Origin of the sequence: Pseudomonas sp. S3(2024), assembly GCF_036861315.1 — a bacterium.
Classification (GTDB): domain Bacteria; phylum Pseudomonadota; class Gammaproteobacteria; order Pseudomonadales; family Pseudomonadaceae; genus Aquipseudomonas; species Aquipseudomonas putida_A.
Map to the genome: position 1 here is coordinate 329,299 of NZ_JAZAQQ010000004.1, position 14,135 is coordinate 343,433.

Here is a 14,135-nt window from a genome sequence, read left to right on the forward strand (position 1 = left end):
TTGTGTCCGGGGGCTGGAGGACAGTTGTCGTCAGTGCTGACGCCTTCGCGAGCAAGCTCGCTCCCACATTTGATCAGCGGCGGGCACGTACCCTGTGGGAGCGGGCTTGCTCGCGAAGGGGCCGGAACAGGCGCCATAAAAGATCGCAGGCAACAAAAAAGCCCGCAGACAATCACTTGTCTGCGGGCTTCTGTGCATCTGGCCTAAGGCTTACGCCCGGCGCTCATGCATCCGCGCCAGTTGCCGCTCGAGCATCGACGGATAAGGCTCCATCAACCGCTCGACACAGCAGGCCCCCTCAGGGCTGGCGATCGGGCGGATCCGCGCACGCTGACGAATCAGCGCATCGTCTCCGATCTTGCGCTCGACCAGCAGCAGGTTGCGACTGTGTTGCGACAGGGCCAGGGCATCCTGAGCCGAATCGGTCAGCAGCAGGTCGATCTGGCTCAGGCCGAACAGCTCGTCGCCCAGGGTCAGGCCCAGTTGCAATTGCAGGGTGATGCCGCTGTCGGCGACTTCGATCTGCAACTGATGGCCCAGCGCCCGCAGCAACTCGCCGCAGCAGATGGCGTTGGTCAGGTAGTCGTCACCGCTGTCTTCGGTGTGGAACAGCATCAGTGTGCTGCCATCGTTCAGGGTTTCGATTTCGCCCTGATACAGCGAAGCGGCCTGATCGAGACAATCGCGATAGCGCTCCAGCAACTCTTCCAGACGGGCGCGCGGCAGGCGCCGCAGTTGCTCTTGCGAACCCAGCTGAATCGCCAGCACCGCGCTGTGCTGCGGCACGCTTGGTGTCGCTTTACGCGGAGCCGGAACAGCTTCGGTCAGCGACTCGTCGCGCAGATCGGCAAACGGGTCTTCGTCGTCATCATCGTCTTCAACGGTGCTGACCACGTGGCGCGGCGCCGGTTTTTGCGCGGCCATCGGGCGGGTTTCGTCAAAGCTCGGGTCACGCAGGTTGCGCACTTCGAACTCTGGCTCATCCTCTTCCTCGAACTCGGGTTCTGGCTCAGGTTCAGGCGCAGGCTCCGGAGCGTAGTTGGCGTGCAGCTGACGCGCCAGATCGCCGATTTCGTCCTGACGATCTATGCCCGGCGTGTGTTCGTCGATGCGCCGCAGCCAGACGCGCAATTGCAGCAACGGCGTCGATAGATAGCGCCCCATGCGCAGGCTCAGGGCCAGCGACAGGGCCAGCAGAATCGCACTGAGAATGCCCATGCTCTGCAGGCTGATGGTCATCGGCTGCTGGAACTGATCCATGTCCAGGCTGATGCGCAGTTGCCCGGCAGTCACGTCCTGGAAGGTGATCTTGCTCTCGTACATGCCCTCGGCTTCGCCCAGCAGGCTGTGCTTGGGACGCTGACCGGATTCGGCGAGGATGCGGTTGTCCACGCTATAGATAGCGGCGTGTGCCACCAGCTTGTTCTTGGTCAGGTTGTTGAGCAGCACGTTGAGGCTGAGGATGTCGTTGGACACCAACAGTTCAGTGGCGGAGGTGGCAGTCTGCGTGGTCAGGCTTTCGCCCAGCGCATCGGCCTGCTCGTGCATGGCCTGCTTGAACTGCAAGCCCATCACCCCGGCATAGATCACCAGGGCCAGAGCGACCAGGATCACGTTATGGCTGGCAATGCGCAATGCAATCGGCACACGGCGGTGGCGCAGTGCACGGAAGATCAGCAGGAAGAAGTTATCGGTTTTAACTGGCGTGGGCCGGTTCACTGAGCTCGGCTCTTTTGTCCGTGAAGTTGACGCGCAGTATAGCGACAGGCCCTAGACCGGCAAAGCGCTCGCGGTGCCCGATGGTCACTGAAAGTGGGTAGAATGCGGTTTTTTTCCAGTTGCGGGGGTGCGCGTTGCGCGAAATCGTCCTGATTAACATCACGGGAGTCGACCGTCCGGGTCTGACTGCGGCCATTACCGGCGTTCTGGCACAAGGTGGTGTGAACATTCTCGACATTGGTCAGGCGGTGATCCACGACACCCTGTCGTTCGGCATCCTGGTCGAGATTCCCGACTCCGAGCAAGGCAAAGCCGTGCTCAAGGACATCCTGTTCAAGGGCTACGAGCTCGACCAGCAGGTGCGCTTCACCCCGGTGTCCGAAGAGGATTACCAGCAATGGGTGGGCAATCAGGGCAAAAAACGCCACATCGTCACCCTGTTGACCCGCAAAGTAACCGCCGGCCAATTGCAGGCGGTCAGCTCGATCACCGCCAAATATGGCCTGAACATCGACCATATCGACCGTCTGTCGGGTCGCATGCCGCTGGACACTCCGGCGGACAAGGGCAAGGGCTGCATCGAGTTCTCCGTGCGTGGTGAAGCGGCTGATCCGCAGGCGCTGCGTGCCGAATTCCTCAGCGTTGCGCAGGAGCTGAACGTCGACATCGCCTTCCAGGAAGATTCGCTGTTCCGCCGCAACCGGCGTCTGGCGGTGTTCGACATGGACTCCACGCTGATCGAAGCCGAAGTCATCGACGAACTGGCCAAGGCCGCCGGTGTCGGTGAGCAGGTCTCGGCCATCACCGAGCGCGCGATGGCCGGCGAACTGGACTTCCGCGCCAGCTTCAAAGAGCGCCTGGCGTTGCTCAAAGGTCTGGATGTCAGCGTGCTGGACTCGATCGGCGCTTCGCTGCGCCTGACCGAAGGCGCGGAAACCCTGTTCGCCGAACTCAAGCGCCTGGGCTACAAGACCGCGATCCTGTCCGGCGGCTTCACTTACTTCGCCAAGCAGTTGCAGGCCAAACTCGGCATCGACTACGTGTTCGCCAACGAACTGGAAGTGGTCGACGGCAAGTGCACCGGCGTGGCCATCGAGCCGATCGTCGATGCGCAGCGTAAAGCGGATCTGCTGAAGGAACTGGCGCACAAGGAAGGCTTGCGTCTGGAGCAGACCATCGCTGTGGGCGACGGCGCGAATGACCTGCCAATGCTGGCGATTGCCGGGCTGGGTGTGGCGTTCCGCGCCAAGCCGCTGGTCAAGCAGTCGGCGAAGCAGGCGATTTCCACCCTTGGGCTGGATGGTGTGCTGTATCTGCTGGGCTTTCGCGATCGCGATGGGCAGCTCTGAAATCTCGGTTGTCTGAGCGGGCCCTTTCGCGAGCAAGCCCGCTCCCACATTGAACTCGGTCTCCTGTGGGAGCGGGCTTGCTCGCGAAGGGCTCAACCCGATCTAAAGCGATTTCCACAACGAATCGAAATCCTCCTCGCCCCCGCCATTCTGCGCGGCCTCCAGCGAGCGATAGGCAAACTGATTGAAACTGTGCGTACTCGCCACCCGTCGATCCAGCCCGGCGCGGTGTTCTTCGCCGTGGGTGTTGATCAGCACTTTATTGCCTTCCTGAAACGGCAGGCGCGGGGCGAGCAAGGTCGCGGGCAAGTCGATGGCGCTGATCTCCGGTAGCAGCAGACCGCGCAAATACTGACTGTGATCATCTCGCGAGCGCACCAGTTGCAAGCCGCAGGGTTCGGCGTGTGGCGCCACCAGTTCTATGCCCATTTGCGGCCCGCTGCCGCGTACCTGACGAATCCAGCGCACCACCGCGATGCTCCAGCCCTGATTCGCACTGTCCTGAATCCCGAGCATTTCCCCGGCCTGCAATTCGACGGGTACTTCGCTTGGCCACGCCAGACAATAGCCGCCGGGACTGTGGTTGATCACCGGCAAACTGTAGGTCGGATAGTGTGGAGGGCTGTCCGTGTTGCTTTCGTCCTCGCCCAGATGGTCGTACTGGATTTCCTCGTAGGGCAGCAACTCTTCAGTTGCGCCCTGCGGTGCGGCGTAGAAGGCCTGGCTCCAGCTGTCCTTTTCGCCCTGGACCACCACGCGACTGAAATTGGCCGCGCGAGCACCGGGATGTTTCAGCAGTTCGCTGAAGCTGCGTTCGCCGCCCAGGTAAAAGTGCAGGGCGCTCATGCCGACGCACACGGTCAGGCTGCCTTGACCGGCGGTGCGCTGAAAACTGCGCTCAGCGGCCTGGCCCCAACTGGCGTGCACATGTTGCAGGGTGTCGAGGCTCAGTCCTGCCGGGACCGGCAGCGGCGTCGACGTCTCTTGCTGCAGTAAATGCGCTTCGATCATGTTCACCAGCGGTTGCGGATCTAAGCCCAGCAATGCGCCCTGTTGTTCTTTGCGAAACATGCTGCGGTAGCGCGGGCCGGCGTCCAGTTCAGCGCTGATGGCGAACAGTCCATCCTGCGGGCTGCCGGGATGCAGCTTGAGCAGGGCACTCCACGGCTCCAGCACTTCGGCCAGCCGGGCGATCTGGTTCTGGCGCAGTTGATTGCAACGGGCGCTGCCCAGCAGCAGGGCGGCGATGTAGGTCTGTTCCAGGCTCAGTTCGCTGCTCAGGCTCGCCAGATCGTCATGCACCCGACGCTGTTGCAACTGCAAGGCGCAAGCGCAGCGATACAACTGATGCAGCTCGAACCACAGATGTTCCGGCGGCGGACTGTACAGCTGCGTCGCCCGCAGCAGTTGCCCCTTGAGCGCATGCGCGGCCCGTTGCAGGGCCTGACTGACCAGCGCCGCACGATCCTTGTGATACTTGGGGACAATGCGCAGAACGATCTGCTTGTAGCCGATAGCCAGATGACTTTGCAGCGCCTGACACAGGTTGCTGATCTTGCGCGAACGGTCATCGAGCATGATCGCCTGATGCAGGAAGTGCCGCTCCAGATGCTGGCAGACGAAGTAAACCTCAGGGCGCAGCAGTTCGAGGAGTTGCAGGCGATTGTCACTAGGGGTGAGCAATTGGTTAAGTTCGCCCAGGCCTTGGTACAACTGGCGGGCGGTTTCGCCGATGTTGGCCTTGGGCAGGCCGGCGATCCAGCGCTTGAGGTCGCGCGGGGTGGCTTCACAGAACGACAGGCGCGTTTGCGTCGGGATCGGGGCGCGCAGGGAGGGTTGGGGGCGTGACTCACTCATGCCGTGACTGGCTCCAGCGGCGAAATTGGCAACACCAAGAACTCTAGCAGCTGTGGTCTGTTTCGCCGGATGGCGTCAGGCTTTTTGACCGCTGGTCTACTGGCCGGATGCCATTCAACAAGCCCTACTAGTCTCTCAGACGTGCGATCGGAAACGCACGGTTGCACGGCCTGCCGTCAACCTCGGGCAGGTCTCCCGAAACTTCAAGGAGATGAGGTTCATGTCTAAATATGCAGTGGCAAATCAATGGGGCGGTAGTTCGGCACCGTGGCATCCGGGTGGAACCTGGGTGCTGGGCGGGCGGGACAACCAGCAAGTCGTCGCCATCGAGATCAAGTCGGGCGATGGCGGCAAAAGCTTCACCGGCACCATGACTTACGCCGGCGAAGGCCCGATTGGCTTCAAGGCGCAGCGCACCGGTCAGAATCAATACAACGTCGAGAACCAGTGGGGTGGCAATGATGCCCCATGGCATCCGGGCGGCAAGTGGGTGATCGGTGGCCGGGACAATCAGAACGTTGTCGCGTTGAGCGTCACTTCCAGCGATGGAGGGAAAAACCTCAGTGGCACCAATACCTACGCCAACGAAGGGCCGATCGGCTTCCGTGGGCAGATAGAGTAACGGCGCCTCCCAGGTCGTGTCCGCCCCTTCACAGACGTGTGAAAGGGCGGATCAGCCGGCTCAGGCCGTCGGCAGGGCCAGGGCCTGGCCCATTTGCACTGGCGAACCCGCCACCAGTTCTTCAGCCCATTTCACTTGATCCGGGCCAAACAGCACGATCGCCGTCGAACCCAGTTTGAAGCGCCCCAGTTCCGCACCTTTTTCCAGATGAATCGGCGCACGGGCGGCTTCGTCGTAGCGGAAGGTTTTCAGTTCGCGCTTCGGTGGGGTGACCAGACCGGCCCACACGGTTTCGATCGAAGCGACGATCATCGCGCCGACCAGCACCACGGCCATCGGCCCGCGTTCGGTGTCGAAAATGCACGCCACACGCTCGTTGCGGGCGAACAGCTCCGGAACGTTTTCCGCGGTGGTCTGGTTGACCGAAAAGATTCGGCCCGGGATGTAGACCATCTCGCGCAGAGTGCCGGCCAGCGGCATGTGCACGCGGTGATAATCCTTCGGCGACAGGTAAATGGTGGCGAAGTCGCCGCCCATGAACGGCGCGGCATTCGCCGTGTCACCGCCCAGCAGTTCCAGCACGCTGAAGCTGTGGCCCTTGGCCTGGAACACCCGACCGTGTTCGATCGGGCCGAGCTGGCTGACCGCACCGTCGGCCGGGCTGAGGATCGCGCCCGGCGTCTGATCCAGTGGTCGCGCGCCGTCTTTCAGGGCTCGGGTGAAGAACGCGTTGAAATGCTCGTAGGCGGTCAGGTCTTCGACCAGCGCTTGCGACATGTCCACCTGATAACGCTTGGCGAACCACTGGGTGAAGGCATTCTTGAACCAGCGCACGCGGCACTCGGCGACGCAGCCGGCCAGGCGCGACAGCAGGTGATGAGGCAGCAGGTACTGGCTGAGGATAAACAGACGCTCTTTCATTAGTTGTCCTTAGAACCTTGAATCTCGACAGGCGTGTCAGGGTGGTTGCCCCATTCGCCCCAGGAACCGGCGTAGCCCTTGACCCGCGGATAACCGAGGGACTTGGCCACCAGATAAGTGAAGCCCGACCGGTGATGGGTCTGGCAGTGGGTAATGATTTCTTTGTCCTTGGTGATCCCGAGGTCTTCGAGGATCTGCGGCATGTCCGTGCGGATTCGCAATTGACGCGCCTTGTCCATGCCGGCGGTCCACTCGAAGTTCACCGCACCGGGGATGTGTCCACCCTTGGCGGCCAGCACTTTCTCACCGGAATATTCCAGTGGCCCACGGGCATCCCAGATCGCCAGATCGGTGGCGCCGAGACGACTTTGCAGATATTCACGGGTTGCCGTCGGCTCGTCGTGCAGGGTCAGCGCCACCGGGCCGCCCACTGCAGGCGGTACCTGGATCGACATCGGCATGCCCGCTTTCAGCCATGCCGGCAAACCGCCGTCGATGTAGTGGTATTTGTCATGACCGATCACGTCGAGCAGCCAGATGAAACGCCCGGCCCAGCCACCACCCTCGTCGTCGTAGACCACGTAAACCGCGTCCGGACGATGCCCCAGCTCACCGAACAACGCCTCCAGATCGGCTTTGGCCGGCAGCAGCCCCGGCGCCGGTGGCTGGCCGAGCTGGGTGCGCTTGGGGTCGACAAAGCGTGCGCCGGGAAGGTGACCTTCGGCATAACGGGCAGGGCTGGTCAGATCCACCAGAATCAGTTCAGGGGAATCGAGACGCGGGAGCAGGTCGCTCGGCTCGATGACGAGCGGCAAGCCAGAGAAGTCAGACATGTGAGGTCTCCAGAGCACAAAGGGGGGGATTGTAGCGCAGCCTCATCGGCTACGGCTGCTAAAGCTGTGCAGGGCCTTTTCGATGCACTGCGCGGTTTTGCCGAAAGCCTGCACGCTGATGTCGGCGAACGGCCCACCGCCCTGGTCGGCGACGACGATCATGATCACCCGGCCGTTATTGACCAGCGAACGCAGGAACAGATGCTCGCCACGGAACAGCGCACGCAGGCCCGGCGGCAACAATGCGGAAAATTGTGCGTTGTTCTCGGGGTTGATCCGCACCTGTGCCTGTTGTGCGAGCAGGCGCTGCAAGACTTTGCTCTGACTGACGACAAAGTTCAGCGCGCCGGCTTCCTTCGGCAAACCGAAGGTCTGGTTCACTCGCAGATTCGATTGCGTGCGGTCGGCCATCAGAATCATCACCCGGCGCATGCCGCTGGCGACCAGCGCATCACGGGCGGCGACGGTCAGGCTCATGGCATTGGTGAAGCGGCTCGGCTCGGCCAGCAGTTCGGCGCATTGCCGGCGCCATTGAGTCAGATCCTCGGCATTCGGCGCCGCCGCCGGCAGCATCCCGGCCGGCAAGCGATGGGTGCCCCATGGCCATAATAATGAAACGGCCGGGTGCCACAGATCGGGCATGGCATGCTGGCGCGCGCTGTTGGCGGCTTGCTGGTGCAGTTGCTGCTGCACTTCGTCCATCGAGATTTGCAGATAAAGGCTGGTCAGGTACTGCCAGCGCTCGCTGTGCGGACTGTCCCAGGCCTGTTGTGCCGACAGCGCCAGGCCGTTGGCCAGCAACACGGTGTTGGCCGGCTGGTTGAGCCAGCGGCGCAGGGTCGGATCGTCGTCGAGGCGATTCTGCTGGCGCAACGGATGTTCGCTGTCGCGGGCGATGCGCAGAACTTTCACCAGTTCGCGCTGTTCGCTGAGCAGCAGTTTATAACCCTGCTGCACCCAGATCGGCAGGTGCCAGACTTGTACCAGCGCTTCGGCGATCTTCAGCAGGCGCACGCCAAACAGTTGCTTCTCGACTGTGCGCGCCGATTCGCCCTTGTGGATAACCCGCAGCTCCCACTCTTCGAGCAATTCGGGAAACGTCAGCGCCAGCGGCCATAACGGCGACAGAAACAACAGGCTGCCCCAGTGAATGTCCTGCCACAGGCGTGCGAGGCGGCTGGCGAAAAAACCGTTGGCCTGTTGTGTCGCGTGCTGGCTGATCATCTGCAGTTGGCGCAACGCTTTGGGGATCTGCATCTGCGGTTCCACCGGTAGACGCGCGAGCAATTCTTCGGTACGCGCCAGGCCCAGACGGTTGATCGCCACCTCGAGATTTTCCGCCGGAGCGGCCATGGTGCCGTGGGTGTGACGATTTGCCTCACGGATGATGCTCAAGGCCAGCGCCGGGCTGTCCTGCATCAGGTCGGCGATATCGCGCAACGAGCTGCGGTTGTCGCGGATCGCCCGACAAACCTTGTCGTGAGCCTCTTGCGGCACGGGCAGGCGCACGCCATCGAGCAGTTTGACCCAGCCCTCGAGCGTGGTCGGTTTTGCGTGTGGGACGTTCGTTTCATTAGCCATGTCTGGACGAGATCTTCACTGACTGTAGACGCGCCCGGCATGGGCTAAATTGGCTTTTCGCCTGAACTGGCTATAGTCTGGCGCAGTTTTGCCGATAAGTAGAAGAAGAGATTTTTTAACTTCCGAATATGACCTTGAACCCGACTTAAATAAGTACTTTCTACCTATGGCTAAAATTATCGGCATCATCGTCGTATTCGCGAGCGTGCTCGGCGGATACGTGCTCTCCCACGGCAAAATTGCCGCCCTGATCCAGCCCTTCGAGGTGATGATCATCGGTGGTGCGGCCCTCGGTGCATTCCTCCAGGCCAACCCCGGTTACATGACGATGCACGTGCTCAAGAAATCCCTGAGCATGTTCAGTTCGCGCTTCAGCCACACGTTCTATCTGGAAGTGCTTGGCCTGATCTACGAGATCCTCAACAAGAGCCGCCGCGAAGGCATGATGGCCATCGAAGGCGACATCGAAGACGCTGCCGCGAGCCCGATTTTCGCCAAGTATCCGGCGGTACTCAAAGACGAGCGCATGACCGCGTTCATCTGCGATTACCTGCGCATCATGTCCTCCGGCAACATGGCTCCGCATGAGCTGGAAGGTCTGTTCGACATGGAACTCTACAGCCTCAAGGAAGACCTCGAGCACCCGTCCCATGCGGTGAACGGCATCGCCGACGCCATGCCCGGTTTCGGTATCGTCGCGGCGGTACTGGGTATCGTGGTGACCATGGCGTCCCTGGGTGAAGGCGATCAGAAATCCATCGGCCTGCACGTGGGTGCGGCACTGGTCGGTACCTTCTTCGGTATTCTCGCGGCCTACGGTTTCTTCGGGCCGTTGGCGCATTCCCTGGCGCACGATGCCAAGGAAGAACTGAACGTCTACGAAGCCATCAAGGCCTCGCTGGTGGCTTCGGCTTCCGGCATGCCGCCATCGCTGGCCGTGGAGTTCGGGCGCAAGGTTCTGTATCCGGCGCACCGTCCAAGCTTTGCCGAGCTGGAACAAGCCGTTCGCGGTCGCTAAGCCATGGAAAATAATCAGCCGATAATCATCAAGCGCGTCAAGCGCATAGCCGGTGGGCACCACGGCGGGGCGTGGAAAATCGCCTTCGCCGACTTCGCCACGGCGATGATGGCGTTCTTCCTGGTGTTGTGGCTGCTGTCCACCGCGACACCGGAGCAGAAGATCGCCATCGCCGGTTACTTCAAGGATCCGGTCGGCTTCTCCGAAAGCGGCACGCCGTACATCATTGATCTGGGCGGCACGCCGACCCTGGCACCGGAAAACACCCTCAACCCTGAGGTGAAATCCCAGCCGCAACCGGACAAGGTCACGGTCGACACCGAGCAGGTCGAAGGCATGGCCGAACAGGTCGAGAAAGAACGCCTGGAGCTGTTGCTGCAAGAACTGCAGAACAAGGTCGACGAGAACCCGCAGTTGCAGAAGTTCAAGGATCAGATCCTGTTCGAGATCACCCCGAACGGCTTGCGCATCCAGATCATGGACGCGGAAAACCGGCCGATGTTCGACTCGGGCTCGGCACGTCTGAAGCCGTACTTCGAAGACATCCTGCTGGCCATGGCCGACACCATCAAAGCGGTGCCGAACAAGATCAGCATCAGCGGCCACACCGACGCCAAGCCGTACATCGGCACCGGCGATTTCGGCAACTGGGAGCTCTCGGCCAACCGTGCCAACGCCGCGCGGCGTGCGCTGGTGGCCGGGAGCTATCCGGATTCGCAGGTGGCGCGGGTTGTCGGTTATGCCTCGTCGGCGCTGTTCGACAAGGAAAACCCGTTCAACCCGGTCAACCGCCGCATCGACATCGTGGTCCTGACCAAAAAGGCCCAGGCCGCCATCGAAGGTTCGCAAGGTGCCGACGCGGCCAAGCCAGCCGCCGAAGGTCAGAACGGCGCCGCTCCGGCGACGCCGGTCGATCCGAACGCGCTGCCGGCGGATCAGCAACCTGTGCCGGCCCACGAGTTGCGCGAACGTTTGAACCTGTTCGATGACGCTGCACCAAAACCGGCAGTGCCGGGGACTGCGGCGCCAGCGCCAACAGCTCCGCCAGCCGCTGCACCGGCCCCTGCGCCGAAGCAGTGAGCGACAAAAAAGCCGACAGTGATGTCGGCTTTTTTGTGGCTGTCGATTGGCCTCAGAAACCGCGCCGAATCCGGTTCTTCAGTTGTTCATGGAAAAGATCGGCGTTGCGCTTATAGGTGCCGCTGAAGGATTCGTTGCTCGAATCCAGCGTCATCGAGCGCTTGCTCGATACTTCTTCACGATAGGCATCGATGAAGAAATTCAAATCACTGGCCGTGCTCAGCTTCGGCCACTTGTCCAGATACTCCGGCAGCTTTGCCGGTCCGGTGCGGAACGAGCAGATCCGGCGGTTGCTGATCGTCGCTTCGCCGATTTCGAACGGCACCCACCACGACAGAGCGGTTTTCTCTGAAACCACCGCGAGCAGGTGCGTGCATTCGGTGATGTTGCGGGTGATCACCCCGGTGATGTCGTCGGTGGTCTGCGACTCCGGGTCGAGTACGTCGAGGTAAGTCTTGATGTTGGCCTGCATCAATTGCGCATTGATCGCCATGGCCTGCGGGCGATCCATGTGGCGGTAGCTGATGAATACGGGCATCAGAAGTGTCCTTTGAGGGCGAGTTCACGGTAATAGGCGCCGAGCGCCGTGAGGCGGCAGCCAGTGGAGTGAATGGCGGCGTAGTACATGTGCTCGGCATCCACCGGTTCGATCAGGCTGTGGCGATTGCACATTTGCAGTTGCTTGAAAATGTCGCCGTGCTCGGGGTCGAACAGCGCTTCGGTGGGCTCGTAGCTGGGATCGAGTCTGAAAACGAAGCTCGGCTCCGGGAACCAGTCCTTGAGTTTGCGCAGGGTTTCCTCGGCAATCAGCGGCGCGACCTCGCGCAGCGGTACGAACTGCGAGACATTGGTCTTGAATACCGGACGCTGTTCCCAGGCGCCCAGCGCATTGTCGACAAATGAGTAAACGCTACCGGGGGTGACCTTGCCGAGTACGTTGGCAGCGCCACCGTGCAGCGCTTGCAGCAACAGATCCGTGAATACGCCATGACCGCGACTTTCCAGGGCGTACTGTTCTTTTTTGCAGGCCGTGAGAATGGTCACGCCTTCGCCGATCACACTGCTGCCGCCACGCAGATTGCGCATGGCGCCTGCTGCGCCGGCCTGGCAGCAATCGAGAATGATGATTTTGTTCTTGATGTGCGGGGCCTTGTCCGCCCACTCCAGAATGTCGCTGATGCGGATCCCGTCTCCGCCAGGCTGATAGTCCTGGGGAATCAGGAGCCCTTCGTCGATGCTGGTGTCAAACTGACCATGGCCGGCGAAGTACAGCAGTGCTACGTCACAATCGCCTGAGAACAGGCTCTGGATCTGCTGTTTCATGTGGCTGAGCGTGAGTTTTTCTTCGGCTGAAGTCAGCACTTTGCTGCTGAAGTTCGGTCGCCCGTTGGCATGACGCTCCAGCACCGACGCCATGGCCATGGCGTCGTTGTTACAGCCGCTCAAGGGCGAGACGTGGTCGTAGTGGTTGATGCCGATAAACAGTCCCTTGCGCATGGTTACACCGCCGTGTGCTGACGGATCGCACCGATGATGCTGTTGGTGTTCCACGCGCACTCGGCGTGCGCCGCCTCACGCACGACGCTGGAAATACGCTCGGCGCCGAACGGCTTGATCGCGATGATCACTTTGCCCATGCGCTTGGCGATCTCGATTTCCTTGTTGATCCACTTGCTGTAAGTCGAATACATCCCGGCCATGATCAGCACCGCCGAGCACGGACGAATCTTGTTCTCGATGGCTTCTTCGAGTTGCTTGTCGGTCTGCGCGCCCATGATCGGGTTGTGCGGCGGCACGGAAAAATTCTTGAAACTGAAATCCGGTCTGGCGCCGAGCAGGCGTACCAGATTGTCGTGAGCGTGGGCGTAGTTCCACGAATGGCTGATGAACAAATGGTAGGTCTGCATGGGGTTCCTCGAAGGTCGCGAAGGTACGAAGGAGGACCCCAATCTAGGCATCTGACGCGAGCCTACAAGGGCTGGGCGGTGAAAGAGAAATGTCCTGCAAACAGGTGCGAACGAGTCTGTCAGAAGAGTCTGACGTTTAACGGAATCGAGGATTTGTCAGGCGCGGTCCGACATCCGGCAGCCCTCGGGCGAGAGGCTGCCGGTGCAGATGTTTAGTAGCCGTTTTCCGGCAGGCTGGCGATGATCGAGCGGTAGCTGTTCATCCGCTGCTGCTGCACGCGGCCGTCTTCCAGGGCCTTGAGCAGTGCGCAACCGGGTTCGCGATCGTGTTTGCAGTCGCGGAAGCGGCAGGTGCCGAGCAGGTCGTTGAACTCGATGAAACCGGCTTCGACGTCGGCGCGGCTGACGTGGCCCAGACCGAACTCACGGATACCCGGGGAGTCGATCAACTCGCCGCCGCCCGGGAAGTGGAACAGGCGTGCGGTGGTCGTGGTGTGCGTGCCCTGACCGGACAGCTCCGACAACGGGCCGACGCGGGTTTCGACTTCCGGCAGCAGGCTGTTGACCAGCGACGACTTGCCGACGCCGGACTGGCCGACGAACACGCTGATGCGCCCGTCGAGCTGCTTCTGCAACTGTTCCATGCCATTGCCGTGATGCGCCGAGACTTCCAGCACCGGATAACCCAGCGTGCGGTACACCGCCAGCAGGGCGTTGAGTGCCGGGGCGTTCTGCTCGTCGATCAGGTCGAACTTGTTCAGCAACAGCAACGGGCGGATGCCGGCGTGTTCGGCAGCGACCAGGTAGCGGTCGATCAGGTTGGCATGCGGCTCGGGCAGCGGTGCGAAGACGATGACGATCATGTCGACGTTGGCGGCCACTGGCTTGAGCTGGCCTCGGCTGTCGGGGCGGCAGAGTTCGGTGGTGCGCGGCAGTTGCGCGACGATCACCCCGATGCCTTGGTTGCCGGCGCGCCAGACCACCCGATCACCGGTTACCAGCGCCGGCAGGTTGGCGCGCAGGTGGCAACGGAAAACCTGGCCGGCCTGTTCGCCGTCCACGGCCTCGACTTCGACCTGCACACCGAAGTGGGCGATCACCAGACCGTGCTGCTCGGGGCCGAGGTCGCCGCCCTCGAGGGCTTCGACCGCCGAGGACTCGCGTTTGGCGGCGCGGGCGGCGCGCTCGCCCTGAATCTTTTCGATGCGCCAGTTTTGACGACGATTGAGTTGGCGTTTGGCCATGGGT

At 61.6% G+C, this 14,135-nt stretch carries 13 protein-coding genes; 4 read left to right on the forward strand and 9 right to left on the reverse strand.

The window, feature by feature from the left end:
• Positions 1-210: 210 nt before the first annotated feature.
• A complete protein-coding gene (locus VLA07_RS13225; RefSeq protein WP_027611399.1) occupies positions 211-1,719 on the reverse strand; it encodes an AhpA/YtjB family protein in 1,509 nt (502 codons plus the stop codon).
• A 134-nt stretch (positions 1,720-1,853) separates the two neighbouring features.
• Here VLA07_RS13225 and serB point away from each other — a divergent pair, with 134 nt between their 5' ends.
• Positions 1,854-3,068: a phosphoserine phosphatase SerB gene (serB, locus tag VLA07_RS13230; protein WP_007967407.1), complete on the forward strand. Its 1,215-nt coding sequence runs from the start codon at positions 1,854-1,856 to the stop codon at positions 3,066-3,068.
• Between the two features lie 102 nt (positions 3,069-3,170).
• Here the strand turns inward: serB and VLA07_RS13235 are convergent, their stop codons facing one another.
• Positions 3,171-4,925 carry a molecular chaperone gene (locus tag VLA07_RS13235; RefSeq protein ID WP_333989414.1) on the reverse strand — a complete coding sequence of 585 codons (1,755 nt, stop codon included), beginning with the start codon at positions 4,923-4,925 and terminating at the stop codon, positions 3,171-3,173.
• 220 nt (positions 4,926-5,145) lie between these two features.
• Between VLA07_RS13235 and VLA07_RS13240 the strand changes: the two genes are divergently transcribed.
• The gene (locus tag VLA07_RS13240) at positions 5,146-5,547 is read left to right on the forward strand and encodes a lectin OAA family protein (RefSeq protein ID WP_027611401.1); all 402 of its coding nucleotides are present in this window, start codon (positions 5,146-5,148) and stop codon (positions 5,545-5,547) included.
• Positions 5,548-5,607: 60 nt separating this feature from the next.
• Here VLA07_RS13240 and asd read toward each other — a convergent pair whose 3' ends face one another.
• From asd to VLA07_RS13255, 3 genes are read right to left on the reverse strand one after another with little or no spacing between them, the layout of a single operon-like run.
• Positions 5,608-6,468: an archaetidylserine decarboxylase gene (gene asd, locus VLA07_RS13245; RefSeq protein ID WP_027611402.1), complete on the reverse strand. Its 861-nt coding sequence runs from the start codon at positions 6,466-6,468 to the stop codon at positions 5,608-5,610.
• Positions 6,468-7,301: a thiosulfate sulfurtransferase gene (gene rhdA / locus VLA07_RS13250; protein WP_027611403.1), complete on the reverse strand. Its 834-nt coding sequence runs from the start codon at positions 7,299-7,301 to the stop codon at positions 6,468-6,470. The genes asd and rhdA overlap by 1 nt, the downstream gene beginning before the upstream one ends.
• Positions 7,302-7,343: 42 nt before the next feature.
• Positions 7,344-8,882: an HDOD domain-containing protein gene (locus VLA07_RS13255; protein ID WP_333989415.1), complete on the reverse strand. Its 1,539-nt coding sequence runs from the start codon at positions 8,880-8,882 to the stop codon at positions 7,344-7,346.
• A gap of 166 nt (positions 8,883-9,048) precedes the next feature.
• On the opposite strand from VLA07_RS13255, the gene motA reads away from it, so the two are divergent.
• Both motA and motB read left to right on the forward strand, forming a co-directional pair.
• A complete protein-coding gene (gene motA / locus VLA07_RS13260; RefSeq protein WP_007952169.1) occupies positions 9,049-9,900 on the forward strand; it encodes a flagellar motor stator protein MotA in 852 nt (283 codons plus the stop codon).
• A gap of 3 nt (positions 9,901-9,903) precedes the next feature.
• A complete protein-coding gene (gene motB, locus VLA07_RS13265) occupies positions 9,904-10,980 on the forward strand; it encodes a flagellar motor protein MotB (protein ID WP_098966924.1) in 1,077 nt (358 codons plus the stop codon).
• Between the two features lie 52 nt (positions 10,981-11,032).
• On the opposite strand, the gene VLA07_RS13270 is transcribed toward motB, so the two are convergent.
• From VLA07_RS13270 to rsgA, 4 genes are all read right to left on the reverse strand, one after another.
• Positions 11,033-11,518: a toll/interleukin-1 receptor domain-containing protein gene (locus VLA07_RS13270; protein ID WP_027611406.1), complete on the reverse strand. Its 486-nt coding sequence runs from the start codon at positions 11,516-11,518 to the stop codon at positions 11,033-11,035.
• Positions 11,518-12,477: a caspase family protein gene (locus tag VLA07_RS13275; RefSeq protein WP_098966926.1), complete on the reverse strand. Its 960-nt coding sequence runs from the start codon at positions 12,475-12,477 to the stop codon at positions 11,518-11,520. Before VLA07_RS13275 ends, VLA07_RS13270 begins: the two co-directional genes overlap by 1 nt.
• A 2-nt stretch (positions 12,478-12,479) precedes the next feature.
• The gene (locus VLA07_RS13280) at positions 12,480-12,887 is read right to left on the reverse strand and encodes a TIR domain-containing protein (RefSeq protein WP_027611408.1); all 408 of its coding nucleotides are present in this window, start codon (positions 12,885-12,887) and stop codon (positions 12,480-12,482) included.
• A 212-nt stretch (positions 12,888-13,099) separates the two neighbouring features.
• Positions 13,100-14,131 (reverse strand): small ribosomal subunit biogenesis GTPase RsgA, encoded by a 1,032-nt coding sequence (gene rsgA / locus VLA07_RS13285; protein ID WP_123585491.1) that lies wholly within the window; start codon positions 14,129-14,131, stop codon positions 13,100-13,102.
• Between the last annotated feature and the right edge of the window lie 4 nt (positions 14,132-14,135).

Excerpts from the sequence above, each read along its gene's own strand:
- VLA07_RS13235 (WP_333989414.1), bottom strand. The coding sequence starts at position 4,925 with ATGAGTGAGTCACGCCCCCAACCCTCCCTGCGCGCCCCGATCCCGACG.
- VLA07_RS13240 (WP_027611401.1), top strand. The coding sequence starts at position 5,146 with ATGTCTAAATATGCAGTGGCAAATCAATGGGGCGGTAGTTCGGCACCG.
- asd (WP_027611402.1), bottom strand. The coding sequence starts at position 6,468 with ATGAAAGAGCGTCTGTTTATCCTCAGCCAGTACCTGCTGCCTCATCAC.
- rhdA (WP_027611403.1), bottom strand. The coding sequence starts at position 7,301 with ATGTCTGACTTCTCTGGCTTGCCGCTCGTCATCGAGCCGAGCGACCTG.
- VLA07_RS13255 (WP_333989415.1), bottom strand. The coding sequence starts at position 8,882 with ATGGCTAATGAAACGAACGTCCCACACGCAAAACCGACCACGCTCGAG.
- motA (WP_007952169.1), top strand. The coding sequence starts at position 9,049 with ATGGCTAAAATTATCGGCATCATCGTCGTATTCGCGAGCGTGCTCGGC.
- motB (WP_098966924.1), top strand. The coding sequence starts at position 9,904 with ATGGAAAATAATCAGCCGATAATCATCAAGCGCGTCAAGCGCATAGCC.
- VLA07_RS13270 (WP_027611406.1), bottom strand. The coding sequence starts at position 11,518 with ATGCCCGTATTCATCAGCTACCGCCACATGGATCGCCCGCAGGCCATG.
- VLA07_RS13275 (WP_098966926.1), bottom strand. The coding sequence starts at position 12,477 with ATGCGCAAGGGACTGTTTATCGGCATCAACCACTACGACCACGTCTCG.
- VLA07_RS13280 (WP_027611408.1), bottom strand. The coding sequence starts at position 12,887 with ATGCAGACCTACCATTTGTTCATCAGCCATTCGTGGAACTACGCCCAC.
- rsgA (WP_123585491.1), bottom strand. The coding sequence starts at position 14,131 with ATGGCCAAACGCCAACTCAATCGTCGTCAAAACTGGCGCATCGAAAAG.